The following is a 15239-nucleotide window of genomic DNA, read 5'->3' on the forward strand; positions in this document are numbered from 1 at the left end:
TTTATAGGGTGGTTTTTTTGTTGAGAATAAGAATAAAAGGAAGTAATATAAAACAACGAATCAAGAAAAGCTACAGGAGGTTAGCTCAACAGCCATTTTACGCAATTGTGAATTTTGTTGTGAATTCATTTTTACGTCTCGCAATAAGCTTTATCTTTAACAAAAAATAAACTAATAACCTAAAAGAATGACTTTCACTAAAACAATTTTCACATTTTTAATTACCATTTTATCATTAGCCTCAATTTTTGGACAAGAGTCTAAACACAAAACCAAAATCCTGTTAATCGGGACCATTCACTTCGAAACCCCTCATTTAGACACATTTGAATTAAAGACTGACGATTTTTTAGCTCCGAAAAGACAGAAGGAACTGGAAGAACTGACCGAAATTTTAAAACGAACAAATGCTGATAAGGTGATGATAGAAAAACCATTGAATCAACAAAAGCAAATTGATAGTCTTTATAATGCCTATTCCCAAAACAAGTATACATTAACCGTTTCTGAACGGGAACAAATCGGTTTTAGATTAGCTAAAAAATTAAATTTAAAACAGATCAATGCTGTAGATATTTTTTATGGAATGAAACATGACAGTTTGGTTTCTGTCACTGCTAAAGAAAAAAATCAGTTATATCTGTTAAAGGAATTAGGTACTACTGCGAATAACTTAAAACTTGAATTCGATGGTGTTGTAAAACGAAATTCAATAACCGAAGTCCTAAAATATATCAATACAAAAGAACTTTTGCAGAAAAACTTATCATTGTACTTAAAATATATTGCAAAAATTGGTGCAGGAGAGAATTATATTGGTGCGGAATCCGTTTCTGACTGGTATTTGAGGAATTTAGCCATTTACGCTAATATCATTACCCAAATAAATAAAAATGACAAATACGTTATCCTCATATTTGGACAAGGACATATTCCTATCTTAAAACACCTGTTGCAAAATAATGACGACTTTGAAGTGGTTGAAGTAAATAGCGTACTAAAATAAACGGCCACCAACAGCTAAAGTTAAAAAATACAGCTTCTGTTTCCGGAATGCTTTTAACCACTGAATGTGTGATCACTGAAGTGAAAAAAGACAAACCAGCTATGCCAATGGGTGGTGGAATGCCAGGAATGATGTAACGGTCAGCGACCGAGGCAAATTAATATACTAACCGCTCTATTTTTATAGGGCGGTTTTTTTTGAATTATGGTTTCCCGTAAAGAAATAATATATTTATATTTTATATTTGATGAGTAACAAGTAGTTATCTAAACCAAAACAACATTAGTGCAATTGTATATTGACACAATGCATAAATTTGAACATTAGGCAACAATATAAATAAACTCCCATGATAATAAAATCTATAACCTTAAAAAATAAGTCTGAAATAAATATTGGAAAAATTTCAGTATTAGTAGGTCCAAATAATGTTGGAAAATCTCAAACATTAAGAGATATTCAACAGACAATGGAAAATGGAAAAATGAGTCAAAAGATTTTGATTGACAAAATTACTTTTGAAACACCAACAAAATTTGAAGATATATTTTCTAATCTTAAAGTCACTGATAGTACAAATAATATTGCCTACAAAGTAGTAAGAGGAATAAAAAATAATTTAAGTCAAAAAGATCAATATGAGTTTCATTGGGAATCTATGAAGGAACAATTCGAGAAAGAAAAAAATATTGATTTTACTTTAGGAAACATTAGTAAATTTAAAGTTTCATTTTTAGATTCATCAACAAGGCTTAATCTTGTAAAAACCTCAACATCATTTAATCCAGAAAAAGAAGAACCTTCAAACCTATTACAAAATTTATATATTGACAATAATAATGATAAACTATTGAGGGATGCATTTTATAATTCTTTTGAAATGGACATAAAATTAGATTACAGCGGACTAAAAGACTTTTGTCTTCGAGTAGCTAAAGAATTCGAAGAAATTCCAGAAGATCCAAGAAAAGCATTTCCAATTTTCAACAAATATAATAAAATAGATAATCAAGGTGATGGATTTCGTAGTTTTGCAGGGATAATATTAAGTTTATTGTTTTCAAAAGATAGAATTATTCTACTAGATGAACCTGAGGCTTTTTTGCATCCAGCACAAGCAAGATTTTTAGGAAAATGGATTGCTGACAATTCTGATAATTTTACTGGTCAATTATTAATTTCAACCCATAATTCAAATTTTTTAAGTGGTTTATTGCAAAGTGATAAAAAAGTAGACATATACCGATTGAATAGAGTTGATGATAATACTTCTTTTAATCTGATTCCCTCTGAAGCAACAGACAATCTTTCAAAATCACCAATGTTATCAAGCCAAAGAATACTTGAAGCAATTTTCCATAAAGGTGTAATAGTTTGTGAAGCTGATGCCGATAGAATTGTTTACCAGTCAGTTTCAACTCTTTTATTCAATAATCAAGAGGTTTTGTTTGTTCATTCACATAATAAACAAACATTAAAAGATGTAGCAAAACTACTTAAAGCCACAAAAATACCCGTTGGAGTTATTTGTGATATTGATTTATTAAATGATGAAACAGATTTTAAAAACCTTATTCTAAGTGTTACAAATAATACAGTTTCTGAAGCATTAATAATTAAAAGAAGAGAAATTGCAGATAGTATTAACAATTCTGATGAAGAAGAATTACTTAAAAATATTCAAGAAAAAATAATAGAATTTCAAGAACAGCTAAAAAATGGTGAACATAGACTTGGTGGAGCCATTGGAGCTATAAATAGAATTCGAAATGAGACATCAAAATGGAGTGCCCCAAAAAGCAATGGCATCAATGGTTTTGAGGAAACTATTCAAACAACAGTAATATCATTAATTCAAGAACTTAATGAATTAAATATTTTTCTTGTTCCAGTAGGTGAACTAGAAGGATGGATTGATGTCGGAACAAAAAGAAAAAACAAATGGATAATAAAAGCTCTAGATGCTATTTTTGCCGGACAAACTCCCAACAATTTACGTGACTTCGTTGGTCTTGCTATAAATAAAGTGAAAAATAACATTACTTAACATTGTATTGGCAAAATTGATGAGAAATCCCGAATCTCGTCAGGATTTCTCATCAATTTTGAAATTAAATAATTCTTGCGGATGAACTTCTAAACCTTTAGATAGTTCCTGTATTGTTGAAATTCTTAAATCAACCTCTCCCTTTTCAATTTTACTAATATTACTATGGTCTACATCACACTTCTGAGCTAACTCCCGATAGCTTAATCCTAACTTCTTTCTAAATTTTTCAACTCTTTTTCCAAAAGCTATTCGAAACTCAATTCTATCCATTGCAATACCATTATCAGAGCAATTTGGAAAGTTTACAATAAAAAAATGTAGTTGAATTAGCCTACAATTGAAAAATTATTTTATATTTGTACAATAAGCTACAATAAATGTAGCTTTGCGATACTTCAAAGAAATATAGAAGCTATTGCTTAGAATCTCGCCATTGGAAACTGGTAATTTTTAGGAACGAGACGATAAGCTAGAAGCTCACGACCTAGGCGTGGGCTCTCTTATCTGTTCCCAGGTATACCAGTACCTCAATGGCGGATATTGTAGAGTCTCATGCCGTTTTTATTTTTCATGCAGTTCTCTTTTCTACAATCATCCTTTTCTAAGCCTGCTTTACATCATAAAGTATCATGATACGGTACAATGGGGTGTACAATCCATTGCGGCTTTAGGGCTTTTATAAAAACACAAATTCTATCATATTCATTGGGCTTGTATGGGCAGGAAGTTCAGGCGGACTTCCTCCTTTACAGCCAGTAAAAATCGTACAGTAAAAGAAAATACAAACTCATGAAAAAAAACAGAACAGACCTTCAATCCCGGCTTGGTAAAGACCGGAAGAAACATTGCGGCTTACAGCTAATGGAAAACTATTTTAAACTCAATGACCTGACAGCATCCAAAGAGCTGCTAAACGACATTATAAGTTATGCGGTAAAAAGAAATAGCTGGATAAAAGAACATCCGTCCGTTATCCTTCATTTTCAGCAGGCTATGCGGTCATTCATCCATGCAGGCTACTCCATTGCACTACAGGAAAAGAAAAGGACCGTCAATGCTCCGTTGGAAGATGTTTCTCCGTTGGTTCTTGGCTTGCTATCCGAGAAGGAATACCAAAATCCGCTGTTGGTATTTAGAAAAGCCTTCAAAGAATACAGCATCAAGGAATTCGATTATTTTATTTCCGGGATGGTCTATCTCTCACTGGGAATCTATGACAATCTGCCGGAAAGGAATATAATAAGCCCATACATACATCTGACCAAAATGCTGGATGCAGCGTACCTTATTATTGAAAGAAAAAATAAAGATAACCCCACCTTAAGTTAACTGTTTCGCCATCAGTAGGGGCCTAATGGATAGCATTTCATTACAAACACTATTGCGGGAAACAAAACACAGTTGTATTTTGTTTCCCGCAAGTTGCGTAAGACCTTCAACAAAATATTTTTAACAAAAACAAGGTTGTTTGTAACCAATGTAAAAAGTATTTGATTACAAACAACCCTGTTTTAAACCAAATACAAATTACTTTAGTGAAAAACATATATGTTTGAACTTTCGCAGATTTTGTGCAGTGGAAACCAACGTTCACAAGGATGCTGCAATTTCTAAAGATTAAAAACTTAAATTAGCAATCATTATTATTGCAAATAATTTCAGAATGAAGTATAAACTAGCCGTGATTATATTTTTTATCAGTTTTTTATCTTATTCGCAAACCATAGAATGGAGACCTGATTTTAAATTACAACAAAGTGACTTTCAGGGAAAAATCCCTGACAATAATACAATTGATCATGCAGGAACGGCCTTTAATATCGGCTATGAAATTGTCTCGAATTCTATATGGACAGGAAGAATGAAGATCAGGACTTATGCCATATTCGATCAATCAAAATCCTGGTTAAATGAATCCTTTTATTCTGATAATTTATTGAATCACGAACAAAAGCATTTTGACATCGCTCAGGTTTTCGCATACAAATTGCAGAATCTGATTAATAAGGAAATAAAAAAATCAGAAGATTTCAGTTCAAAATTTTTGAGCTTAAGCAAGCTAATTGAAGATGAATGCTTAAGTTTTCAAGAAAAATATGATGCAGAAACTGATCACGGGACTATACCGGAAGTACAAAAAGAATATGATAAAATTATTGAACAAATGCTAAAAGAAAATAACAAAAACTAATCATGCCAAATTATAAACAACTATTCCTATTTTTCATTCTTCTTCTATTTCCCATAAATAATTCATTCGCCCAGACAAACAAAATCAGCCAGATAGATTCCCTGATGAAATGGTCAAATCAGATTGGAGTATTTAATGGAAACGTTTTGGTATCAAAAAATAATAAAATCATTTACAACGCTTCTTTTGGCTTTACAGATGCCACAAAAACGAAAAAACTAACGCCTGATTACAGGTTTCATATTGGTTCCATTACCAAAGAATTCAGTGCCGTGGCATTGATGCAATTACAGGAGCAGGGCAAATTGAACATAGAAGACCCTGTTTCCAAATACATTCCGGAGTTACCAAAATGGGCCAATGAAGTCACCATAAAAAACCTGTTACAGTACACAAGCGGCATCCCCGGTGTAAACTGGAAAAAGATTAAAAATGACAAGGATCTTTTTGATGGCTTAAAACTCGTGGATTCACTGGATTTCAAACCGGGTACCCATTACGATTACACCATCAATAACCTGTTTTTACGCCAGTTCATTATTGAGCGGTTAGCCGGAATGAACTTTAAAACGTATGTGGAAAAATTCATTTTCAAGCCTTGCAAAATGACATCTTCCGTTATGACTCTTTTTGAAAATGAAAAAAACATAGCTAAAGCATTTGATAATAATTTAGTAGCAGACAAAGAAGAATTGCCTATAACTGGCGGAACCTATTTAACCACTAAAGATTTGTTGAAATGGGAAGATTGCCTTCATTCCAATAAAATAATCAGTGCCAACTCAGTGTTTGAGCTGGGGCAGCATTTTGATCTGCCGGATACCCAATCAGCTTTGGGACAGGCAAAATATAGAAATAGAAAATTAATTGAGCATGTACACGATGGAAGAGCCGGAAGATATGAAGCCCTTTTAGTTTCTGATCTGGATCAAAAATTTACAATTATTCTATTGGGAAACAACTACAACGGAAGATTATTTGAAATTTCCGATGCCATTACAGCCATTCTGAAAAACGAGAAATATAGTCTTCCTCAAAAAAACAATCCATAAAACAAAAAGACCTTTGAATTCTTTAAACTACTTTGCTTTTAACCATAATAATTAAGTTGAATTTTGAAAAAAATAATTATAATAAGCTGTATCATTTTAGTATTGATTTTTCTTAATTATCCTGTTTTTGATAGCGAAGGAATATCTTATCTTATTATTTTTACCTGCTTTGTTGCTATTTGTTTTTCAGGAGCAAAAATATATTCTCCCAAGGCTGAAAATTATGTCTCTGTTGAAAAAGAAGCCGATCAACTAGAGAAATATGATGGTGATTTCCAATATACAAATGAAGGATTTTACAATAAACAGAAAAAACCGGTAGAGCTTATAAAGTGGGATGAAATTATTTCAGTATATTCATTTAGTATTCCAGTTTCAAAACATAAAAGAGAAACAGGCCTGGAAGTAATTACCTACAAAAATAGTTATGAATTCAGTAGGTCTACACCCGGAATCAAAAAGTTAACCAATGAAATGTATAATCATCTCCCAGATTGGCAATTAAATTCTCCAACTATTAGAATCAATAATCACGGACTGGAAAAAACAAAACTGTATGAAAGACACCATGAAAAAAACCTTTGAATTCCTAAAACACTTAGAAAAAAACAACAACCGTGAATGGTTTACTCAAAACAAAGTGGAATATGATTCAGTGGTAAAAGCAAACAAAGTTTTTTTTAATCAGGTCTATACTGAACTTCAGGAACACGATAATTTAAAAGGAATCCATATTTTCAGAATTTACCGGGACGTACGCTTTTCCAAGGACCCTACTCCGTATAAAACCAATTTCGGGGTTGGCTATTCCCGTTCAAAGCCAATGCTGAGAGGAGGATATTATATTCAGCTGGAGCCCGGTAACAGTTTTGTAGGTGGCGGTTTCTGGGGACCTGAGGCTAAAGACCTGCTCCGTATCCGTAAAGAATTCGAGCTCAATACCACAGAAATTGAAAAGATCACTTCTGATGAAACTTTCATGCAATACTTTGGAGAAATTAAAGGCGATGCTGTAAAAACAGCTCCGAGAGGTTTTGATAAAAATCACCCAGCCATAGATCTAATCAGGAAAAAACAATATGTAGTAATGCGGAAATTTACCGATAAAGAAGTTCTGTCTGATGGTTTCCAGAAAGAAGCAGTTTTCACCTTACTGGCCATGCGTCCTTTTTTTGATTATATGAGTGAGGTGCTTACCACAGATTTGAATGGGGAGCCTTTATTTTAAAACATAAAGAAGGTCGCTTATGAATTTTCTGTTTTCATAAAATCCGGTTAATATTTTACTTATTTTTATAACACCAAATCACCAAACAAAATATTAATCATCATGAATTTAAAAACATTAATCACGCACAGTGTTCAGTACAACAATTGGGTAGTCAATAAATACATCGACTGGCTTTCCACAAAGTCTGATGAGCAGCTTAACCAGGAGGTTATTTCAAGTTTTCCGACGATCTTAGCAACCCTACATCACATCTGGCAGACCCAGCAATACTGGTGGGCTTATATTGCCGAAAACGGCGATTTTGATTTTGCTGAAATTTCAGCTGCAGTGACTAAAGAAGAGATTTTCAATGGCATAAAAAACAACTCCCAAAAGTTGATGGATTACGTGGAAACCTTATCCGAAGAAGATCTGGCAAAAAACGTAAAAATTGAGTCCCAATGGTTCCAGTGTGACTTTTCAAAATTTGAATATATCCAGCACGTGATCATTCACGGGACTTATCACCGGGGGCAAATCGTTACTATGGGACGGAATGTTGAAATAACAGATGCTCCAATGACGGATTACAACTTCTGGAATGTCTATAAAAATTCAGAAGCAACATCCGAAGCATAGCTAAATAACCTAATATCTGTAATTGTTAAATTATAAAACATCTACTAAAACATGACAGATCCTGAACTCTGGGAGGAAGAATTAACAACAATATGGAATCAGCTGGGAAAAATATCCAATGATGATTTTATTGAAAAAATAAAACGACATACGGATAAGATCTCTGATGATCATCCTGCCATTGCAGATTTTGAAAGAGCGTGTGCCTACGATTCTACAGGTTTTGAAAAACATGCAGAACCCCTTTACAGATCTGCTTTAAAATTGGGTCTTGCAGGATTGCGGAGAAGAAGAGCAAGAATTCAGCTGGCAAGTACTTTAAGGAATAATGGAAAATTCCATGAAAGCATAGAAATACTGAGAGAGGAAAAGGAAAACTATTCCGATGAGCTGGATGATGCTGTCAATGCATTTTTGGCGCTGTCGCTTTCCTCGGTCAATAATGATAAGGAAGCATTGTCTTTAGTTCTGGAATCACTATCCGCACATTTGCCGAGGTATAATAAATCGGTGTATCATTATTCAAAAGAACTCATCAAATAACCAATAGACGCAAATAAGTGCAGGTTCTGTTGTAAATTTAACTGTTAAAAGCTGGAAGATCCTAAATTACTACAGCCTTAATATTCTTTGTCATTTATAACGTAAAACGTTCGGTCTTCAGAACGTTTTTCTTTATTTTTACAGGGATTCAACGATAAACCCATACTATCATATGAGAAAAATAATCCTGGACCTGGCTGTCACTTTAGATGGATTCATTGAAGGTCCCAATGGCGAAACAGATTGGTGCATCATGGATGATGATATGAATTTTGACGGATTTCTGAACAGTATCGATACTATTTTTTATGGCCGGGTAAGTTATGATTCCTGGGGAACCTATCAGCCGGAAGAAACTGCTGATTCTGAAGAAAAAGAGTTTTGGAGATCTATACATTCTAAAAATAAATATGTTTTTTCAGGACAGGACAGAAAAGATCCGGGAGCCTTTTTTATCAGCTCCGATATTGCTGAAAAAGTAGCTGAAATTAAACAACAGGATGGTAAAGATATCTGGCTGTATGGCGGAGCGCGTCTTATCAACACTTTTATTAATTCAGATCTTATTGATGTATACAGAATTTCCGTTCACCCCGTTGCTCTGGGAAGCGGCAAACCTTTGTTTGAAAACCTGAAAGAAAGGCTGGAGCTGAAACTGATCACCACAAACGTTTTCAGGTCAGGAGTGGCACAGCTTATCTACGAGCCAAAAAACCAATAAATTAAACCTCAGAAAATATATTAATCATGGAAAAATATGCACAGTCTTCGGACGGACAGAATATTCATTATAAAGAAAGCGGACAGGGAAGCCCCTCTCTCCTATTTGTACACGGGTGGCTCGGCAATGCAGAATGGTGGAACAGCCAGCAGGAGTATTTCAAGGACAGATATCATATCGTACAGATGGATCTTGCCGGGCACGGAAAATCTGATGCTTCCAGAAACGAATGGACGAGTACATTGTATGCAGATGATATCAAAGCGGTAGCTGACCAGATAGATTCTTCAGAAATCATCCTGGTAGGACATTCTATGTCAGGAGCCTATGTCCTTGAAGCTTCTTTAAAAATTCCCCAGGTAAAAGCACTTATCCTGATCGACACCGTAAAAGATCTTGACGAAGCGATCACAGAAGAAAAGGCTGAAGAGTATTTATTCGTGCATTACCGCAATGATTTTAAAAATGCCGTTGAAAATATTCTTCCTCAATATCTTTTTGCGGAAAAAACGCCATCCGAAGTGAAACGTAGTCTTCAGGATGAGTTTCTTCAAAATACTTCAGAAAAAGCTATTGATCTGCTCAGACCTTTGTATAAGAAAGATTTTAGAGAAGAGGCGTCACAAGTTCAGGTTCCGGTAAGGGCTATCAATTCCGATAACTTCCCGACCAACATAGAGCATAACCGGAAGTATTTGAAAGATTATAATTATACTGAAATAGCCGGGACAGGTCACTATCCTATGCTGGAAAATCCAAAAGAATTTAACCGTATTCTTGATGATATTCTGAAAGAAGTCAATGAGGAACGTCAATAGTAAGTGAATATTAATTAAAAAGTCATGCAGAACACCAGAATTTATACTACCGCTTTTGCCAGCGTTTATCCTCATTATATTCAAAAAGCAGAAAAGAAAGGACGTACAAAATCCGAAGTTCATGAAATTATATTTTGGCTTACAGGATATGATGAAAAAAGCTTACAGGAGATTTTAGAGAACAGAACAGATTTTAAAACATTCTTTGCAGAGGCCCCACAGATCAATCCCAATGTTTCACTGATCAAAGGGGTTATTTGTGGATACCGCGTGGAAGACATTGAAGATGAGCTGATGCGAAATATCCGTTATCTGGATAAACTCATCGATGAATTGGCAAAGGGAAAGAAGATGGAGAAAATATTAAGGGAATCATGATTTGTGAGATGTAATGGAAATTAGTTTTTAATGTAACAAATACGAGTAAAATCCCTTTCCGGATTCAAAAAACTTTCCGAAATTTGTAATCTGTGCGTTAAATATAATCAATGAAATAAAAATTTTAAATCAGAACATACAGTAAAACTTAGTATAAGTTTTCTTCGGGGCAGGGTGAAATTCCCTACCGGCGGTTACAGTCCGCGACTCCTTTCTTATGAAGGGACTGATCTGGTGAAATTCCGGAACCGACAGTTAAAGTCTGGATGGGAGAAGAAAATGAGATGACCAATAAGATTCCTTATGGACTCTTGTTGCGTTGTATTTCATTTCCATGTACCGAAGACTATTTTAACTTTTAAAAGTAAAATAACATGGAAAAATTATTAGAACAATTCGGAGCAAGCTCCAAAGAACGTGTAGAAAAAGCACTTCAAACACTACAACAGGGAAAAGGTATTCTTTTGGTAGATGATGAAAACCGTGAAAACGAAGGTGATATCATCTTTCCCGCTTCCACTATTACAGAACAGGATATGGCACTTCTGATCCGCGAATGCAGCGGTATCGTCTGCTTATGCATTTCTGAGGAAAAAAGCCGCCACCTCAACCTTCGTCCGATGGTGGAAAACAACAATTCAAAAAATCAAACCGCATTTACCATTTCCATTGAAGCCAGAGATGGTGTGGAATCCGGTGTTTCTGCAAGAGACCGTGTAACAACGATCAGAACTGCTGTGGCAGCAGGTGCCCAGGCAGAGCATATTGCAAGTCCCGGTCATGTTTTCCCTCTGATTGCCAGAAAAGATGGTGTATTTGCAAGACGCGGTCATACCGAAGGCAGTGTAGATCTTGTAAAAATGGCCAATCTGGGTGACGATGCCGTACTTTGTGAACTGACGAATGAAGACGGTTCTATGGCAAGACTTCCTGAAATTGTGAACTTTGCTATCGAAAAAGAGATGAGCGTCGTGACCATCGAAGACATTTATGCTTACCGTAAAATGGTAATGAGCAATTAAACGTAAACATTTTTAACGCACAAAGTCGCCTGCTGATGCTATCAGCAGGCGTTTTTATTAAAAAGTTAACTAAAAACAAATAAAATTATCATTTCAATACTATTTTTTGATTATTTTTAACAAAAAAAATCTTAACCATGAAAAAATCTTTACTCCTCTTATTAGGAGCTTCTGCAATGTTTTCTGCGCAGATCACGCTTACAAAAGCAGCCAATGACCCTATTTCCGGAAACGTTATCAATTACAATCATGTAACCGGAGCCGTAAACAACTCCGCAACAGGAGCTAACACTGTGTTTTCAAACGGAGGTCTTACAATGGGAATTTCGTCAGTAACGACTTATTCTACTCCTACTTCTGCTGAAATAACAACATTTCCGGGTTCTACCATTAAAATGATAGACGGAGCAACAACCATTTATTATAAAGCTTCTACAACTAAACTGGAAATTACAGGAATTGTAAATCCACAGCTTACCTTAAATTTCAGTGTAGATAATGGTACTTATAATAATTATCCTACCACTTATGGACCGGCACAAAATGATACGGCTAAAGGGACTTTCTCGTCATCTGCTGCCAACGGATTATTCAGTGGTACAATGACTGCCCAGGCTGATGCATACGGAACTCTGATTATAGGCAATCAAACATACAGTAATGTTCTTAGAGTAAAATATACACAGAATCTTAATCTATATGCATCTTTTGATGTTATTTATGCCAACCCTATCGGAACAGCTACCAATACATCCTATGCTTATTACGATGCTTCTCACAGATATGCTCTGCTAAGTTCTACAAGCGGAAATGTCAGTGTTCCATTGTTGAGTATCAACCAGACAGTAGGCACTGCATTAGCTTTAAACGAAGCATTTCTGGCAACCAGCAATACAGTGAAAAAAGAAAACTTAGTGGTTTATCCTAACCCTGCACAGGACTTTATCGGTTTCAAAGGAAATACGGATAATTACTCCAAAGCAAATATTTACAGTCTGGATGGGAAACTGGTTAAAACATCAGATGTAAAATCCGGAAATATTCAAATCTCAGATCTTCCACCAGCGTCTTATTTCATAGAGATCAGTGGAAAAAATGCTACAGATACAAAGAATACAAAATTTATCAAGAAATAAAAAAAATCCCCGCTCAATTGAGCGGGATTTTTTTTTAGAAAGAAGCTGGATGTTGGAGGATGGAAGCTATTTCAGCCTAAGAACAAATGCAGTTCAATTTTATTCTATTTTTTAGCCAAAAATCTGGTGTAATAGTTTACACAGCGTAAGCTCCCATCTTCCAGCTCCCTGCTTCCATCCTATTTTATGATTAAAAAGTAGCTGCAGGAGCTGTTTCGTTGTTAAGCTTTCGCTGAATTTCCGTCTTTTTTCCTTTGGAGAAATCATAACTCAGTCCTAATACAAACATTGACTTATTATTCATAATCTGAGTATGAACTTTATAATCAACTAAGCTTTCCGGTAAACTTTTCGTTTTGTACTCTGAAGGCATTCCTATCCAGTACATGCCCGTGGAAAACGTCCAGTTCTTGTATTTATAGCTTACAAAAATATTATTCTGATTTTCGTTCGTGTTCATGAAAGCACCGCTAAGACTATACACCGGAATATTGAACTGATACTGAAGTGAGAAAGATTTATATTCTGAGGAAAGCGAAAAATAATTGCCTAAATAATCATTCTTAATCAAAGCGCCGGTACTGGTTTTTACTGTTTCAGAAGTAGGTGTAATCACAGCTTTTATGACAAACAGGTTATTCCCGAAAGGTTTATAAGATCCTGTAAGCTGTACTCCGTATCGCTGTCCGTTTTTCCCGTTTTCATAAGTCAGTGCATAACCTCCCAATACATTATCCTGAACATAGTACTGATTAATTACCCTGTTGGTATATCGGTAAAACAAACCTGCATTAAAATCAAAATATTTGTTATTAAAAGAATAAGTCAGGTTGTTAGAAAATACCTGCTGAGATTCTAAAAAGGGATTTCCTCTTTGGACAATATTAGGCGCCAACTGCAGCACATTACTACTCAAGGCATTACTCCATGGGCTTACCGGGTTATAGCTTGCTGTAAAACGAAGGTTGTGATTGTTTTTAAGTTGATAGGATAAAATAACTTTCGGAGTAAAAGTCCATTCATCAAAAGTATTCTCTGCACTTTTGTTGTGAATATTTGTAAGACCAGCTCCGATGCGGTAACTGAATTGATTTACCTTTCCAGCAAATTCGATATAAAAATACTGTTCCAGATAATTGACACTGTATTGAGAATATCTGGCAAGGTTATTCAGATCATTGGAAATAGAAGACCTTGAAATACGATATCCGGATGATAGTTTTCCTGCTTTAAAATCATGAGTATGGGCAAGCTCTCCTACCAGGCTCGTTTGCTTTGCCTTTAAAACCATATCATTATCATATACCGAAACTCCTGAGCCTACAATCCATTCCCTGGCAGTTTCTGAAGTATGGGTAGTATAATGAGAACCTACTACATTAATGCTTAGTTCATCTTTTTCACCAATCTTTTTGGAGTAATAAAGATCCAGCTTAGGAATCACATAATCCGAACCATTATTTTTAAACATCGCATGTTCTTGCTTCAGATGATTTTCACTAAAGATACTTTGCCCTACTCCTTTTGAAAATCTGCTGAAAATATCCATATTCAGTTTGACCTGAAAGGCATAATTATCGGGAACAAGTCTTGTATAACGTAAAGCAACATTCTGGAAAGTATATCCAAAATGATCTTTCCTGTTTTCATCAGAACGGTAATGCTTCCCATTCAGCTGGTAATCATAAATGCTGTTTACTCTTCTGTCATCATAATCTCTGAGGTTTAGAGAATATTCAAGTCCGAAATTATTTTTCCCTTTTGTATAATTAGCGTAAGCAGAACCATTCACAAATCCTGTATTCAAAGCTGTAGAAACATCAGCCCCGAACACATATCCTGTTTCTGTGGATCTCGTCAGAATATTAACTACAGTATCTGCCCTTGTTGCCCATCTTGCCGGCGGAATATCATAATACTCAACTTTCACAACCTCACTGGGTGCAACACTTCGTATCTGCATATCTGTAGCTTCAATCCCGTTGATAAGAAATAGTGTAGTTCCTCCTTTCGTACTTGTGATGGTATTGGAAACTGGATCCAGCTGCAGCTCAGGCAGTGTCTGAAGTAAGTCTTTTGCATACCTTGCTTTCTCCAGAGCTTCTTTATCAAAGGTATAAACGGACTTATCTGCAAACTGTTTTTTACGTTGAGCCTTTAAGATCACTTCCTGGATTTCCTTTGTACCCGCCTGTTCTATCGTATCATTTTTCGTGCTCTCCTGCGAGAACACTAAAATCCCACAAAGAAAAAGTACAGAATATATCGTTTTTTTCATATTCAGAAATAAAATTGTATTGATGAAAATAAGACAGTCAATATCCAGCATTTGTTACATGTAGTCAAGTTTCTGCAGGAAATAAAGACAACCGGTTAAGTTGCAAAGACTTGTCTGCTCCTTCATTATCCACGGAAATAAACAGCACGAATAACAATTAAATCACTAATTAAAAATTAAAAACGAAACCATATT

At 35.1% G+C, this 15239-nt stretch carries 16 protein-coding genes and 1 riboswitch; of the genes, 14 read left to right on the forward strand and 2 right to left on the reverse strand.

Translation table 11 applies throughout. From position 1 onward, the window contains the following. Positions 1–187: 187 nt before the first annotated feature. The gene (locus LC418_RS18885) at positions 188–1006 is read left to right on the forward strand and encodes a DUF5694 domain-containing protein (protein WP_223560275.1); all 819 of its coding nucleotides are present in this window, start codon (positions 188–190) and stop codon (positions 1004–1006) included. A gap of 349 nt (positions 1007–1355) precedes the next feature. Continuing rightward, complete coding sequence (locus tag LC418_RS18890; RefSeq protein ID WP_223560276.1) at positions 1356–3053, forward strand: ATP-dependent nuclease; 1698 nt, start codon at positions 1356–1358, stop codon at positions 3051–3053. Positions 3054–3092: 39 nt separating this feature from the next. Here the strand turns inward: LC418_RS18890 and LC418_RS18895 are convergent, their stop codons facing one another. Further along, positions 3093–3326: a helix-turn-helix domain-containing protein gene (locus LC418_RS18895; RefSeq protein WP_223560277.1), complete on the reverse strand. Its 234-nt coding sequence runs from the start codon at positions 3324–3326 to the stop codon at positions 3093–3095. Between the two features lie 519 nt (positions 3327–3845). Here LC418_RS18895 and LC418_RS18900 point away from each other — a divergent pair. The 12 genes from LC418_RS18900 (at position 3846) to LC418_RS18955 (ending at position 12766) form a co-directional block, all read left to right on the forward strand. Next, complete coding sequence (locus LC418_RS18900; protein WP_223560278.1) at positions 3846–4385, forward strand: hypothetical protein; 540 nt, start codon at positions 3846–3848, stop codon at positions 4383–4385. Between the two features lie 334 nt (positions 4386–4719). Continuing rightward, complete coding sequence (locus LC418_RS18905; RefSeq protein ID WP_223560279.1) at positions 4720–5247, forward strand: hypothetical protein; 528 nt, start codon at positions 4720–4722, stop codon at positions 5245–5247. A 104-nt stretch (positions 5248–5351) separates the two neighbouring features. Further along, a complete protein-coding gene (locus LC418_RS18910) occupies positions 5352–6299 on the forward strand; it encodes a serine hydrolase domain-containing protein (protein WP_223560280.1) in 948 nt (315 codons plus the stop codon). 63 nt (positions 6300–6362) lie between these two features. Further along, on the forward strand, positions 6363–6884 hold the full coding sequence (locus LC418_RS18915; protein WP_223560281.1) for a hypothetical protein: 522 nt from the start codon (positions 6363–6365) through the stop codon (positions 6882–6884). Beyond that, complete coding sequence (locus LC418_RS18920) at positions 6856–7527, forward strand: DUF2461 domain-containing protein (protein WP_223560282.1); 672 nt, start codon at positions 6856–6858, stop codon at positions 7525–7527. The genes LC418_RS18915 and LC418_RS18920 overlap by 29 nt, the downstream gene beginning before the upstream one ends. A 102-nt stretch (positions 7528–7629) precedes the next feature. Continuing rightward, complete coding sequence (locus LC418_RS18925) at positions 7630–8148, forward strand: DinB family protein (RefSeq protein ID WP_223560283.1); 519 nt, start codon at positions 7630–7632, stop codon at positions 8146–8148. Positions 8149–8199: 51 nt separating this feature from the next. Continuing rightward, positions 8200–8691: a tetratricopeptide repeat protein gene (locus tag LC418_RS18930; RefSeq protein ID WP_223560284.1), complete on the forward strand. Its 492-nt coding sequence runs from the start codon at positions 8200–8202 to the stop codon at positions 8689–8691. Between the two features lie 172 nt (positions 8692–8863). Further along, positions 8864–9412 (forward strand): dihydrofolate reductase family protein, encoded by a 549-nt coding sequence (locus LC418_RS18935; RefSeq protein WP_223560285.1) that lies wholly within the window; start codon positions 8864–8866, stop codon positions 9410–9412. 26 nt (positions 9413–9438) lie between these two features. Further along, the gene (locus LC418_RS18940; protein WP_111955293.1) at positions 9439–10230 is read left to right on the forward strand and encodes an alpha/beta fold hydrolase; all 792 of its coding nucleotides are present in this window, start codon (positions 9439–9441) and stop codon (positions 10228–10230) included. A 24-nt stretch (positions 10231–10254) separates the two neighbouring features. After that, positions 10255–10608: a DUF2200 domain-containing protein gene (locus LC418_RS18945; RefSeq protein WP_223560286.1), complete on the forward strand. Its 354-nt coding sequence runs from the start codon at positions 10255–10257 to the stop codon at positions 10606–10608. Between the two features lie 156 nt (positions 10609–10764). Then, positions 10765–10890: riboswitch (FMN riboswitch) on the forward strand. 92 nt (positions 10891–10982) lie between these two features. Then, positions 10983–11630, forward strand: coding sequence for a 3,4-dihydroxy-2-butanone-4-phosphate synthase (gene ribB, locus LC418_RS18950; protein ID WP_223560287.1), 648 nt, complete (start codon positions 10983–10985; stop codon positions 11628–11630). 137 nt (positions 11631–11767) lie between these two features. Then, on the forward strand, positions 11768–12766 hold the full coding sequence (locus LC418_RS18955) for a T9SS type A sorting domain-containing protein (protein WP_111955299.1): 999 nt from the start codon (positions 11768–11770) through the stop codon (positions 12764–12766). Positions 12767–12956: 190 nt separating this feature from the next. On the opposite strand, the gene LC418_RS18960 is transcribed toward LC418_RS18955, so the two are convergent. Beyond that, positions 12957–15044, reverse strand: a complete 2088-nt coding sequence (locus tag LC418_RS18960; protein WP_223560288.1) for a TonB-dependent receptor domain-containing protein — start codon at positions 15042–15044, stop codon at positions 12957–12959. Positions 15045–15239 lie beyond the last annotated feature (195 nt).

It is taken from the genome of Chryseobacterium lathyri (assembly GCF_019970085.1).
Lineage (GTDB): Bacteria > Bacteroidota > Bacteroidia > Flavobacteriales > Weeksellaceae > Chryseobacterium > Chryseobacterium lathyri.

What these genes read in the sequence shown, in the direction of transcription:
- ribB (WP_223560287.1), top strand. Translation starts at nt 10,983, where the DNA reads ATGGAAAAATTATTAGAACAATTCGGAGCAAGCTCCAAAGAACGTGTA.
- LC418_RS18960 (WP_223560288.1), bottom strand. Translation starts at nt 15,044, where the DNA reads ATGAAAAAAACGATATATTCTGTACTTTTTCTTTGTGGGATTTTAGTG.
- LC418_RS18905 (WP_223560279.1), top strand. Translation starts at nt 4,720, where the DNA reads ATGAAGTATAAACTAGCCGTGATTATATTTTTTATCAGTTTTTTATCT.
- LC418_RS18895 (WP_223560277.1), bottom strand. Translation starts at nt 3,326, where the DNA reads ATGGATAGAATTGAGTTTCGAATAGCTTTTGGAAAAAGAGTTGAAAAA.
- LC418_RS18920 (WP_223560282.1), top strand. Translation starts at nt 6,856, where the DNA reads ATGAAAGACACCATGAAAAAAACCTTTGAATTCCTAAAACACTTAGAA.
- LC418_RS18885 (WP_223560275.1), top strand. Translation starts at nt 188, where the DNA reads ATGACTTTCACTAAAACAATTTTCACATTTTTAATTACCATTTTATCA.
- LC418_RS18925 (WP_223560283.1), top strand. Translation starts at nt 7,630, where the DNA reads ATGAATTTAAAAACATTAATCACGCACAGTGTTCAGTACAACAATTGG.
- LC418_RS18955 (WP_111955299.1), top strand. Translation starts at nt 11,768, where the DNA reads ATGAAAAAATCTTTACTCCTCTTATTAGGAGCTTCTGCAATGTTTTCT.
- LC418_RS18945 (WP_223560286.1), top strand. Translation starts at nt 10,255, where the DNA reads ATGCAGAACACCAGAATTTATACTACCGCTTTTGCCAGCGTTTATCCT.
- LC418_RS18900 (WP_223560278.1), top strand. Translation starts at nt 3,846, where the DNA reads ATGAAAAAAAACAGAACAGACCTTCAATCCCGGCTTGGTAAAGACCGG.
- LC418_RS18940 (WP_111955293.1), top strand. Translation starts at nt 9,439, where the DNA reads ATGGAAAAATATGCACAGTCTTCGGACGGACAGAATATTCATTATAAA.
- LC418_RS18930 (WP_223560284.1), top strand. Translation starts at nt 8,200, where the DNA reads ATGACAGATCCTGAACTCTGGGAGGAAGAATTAACAACAATATGGAAT.
- LC418_RS18910 (WP_223560280.1), top strand. Translation starts at nt 5,352, where the DNA reads ATGAAATGGTCAAATCAGATTGGAGTATTTAATGGAAACGTTTTGGTA.
- LC418_RS18890 (WP_223560276.1), top strand. Translation starts at nt 1,356, where the DNA reads ATGATAATAAAATCTATAACCTTAAAAAATAAGTCTGAAATAAATATT.
- LC418_RS18935 (WP_223560285.1), top strand. Translation starts at nt 8,864, where the DNA reads ATGAGAAAAATAATCCTGGACCTGGCTGTCACTTTAGATGGATTCATT.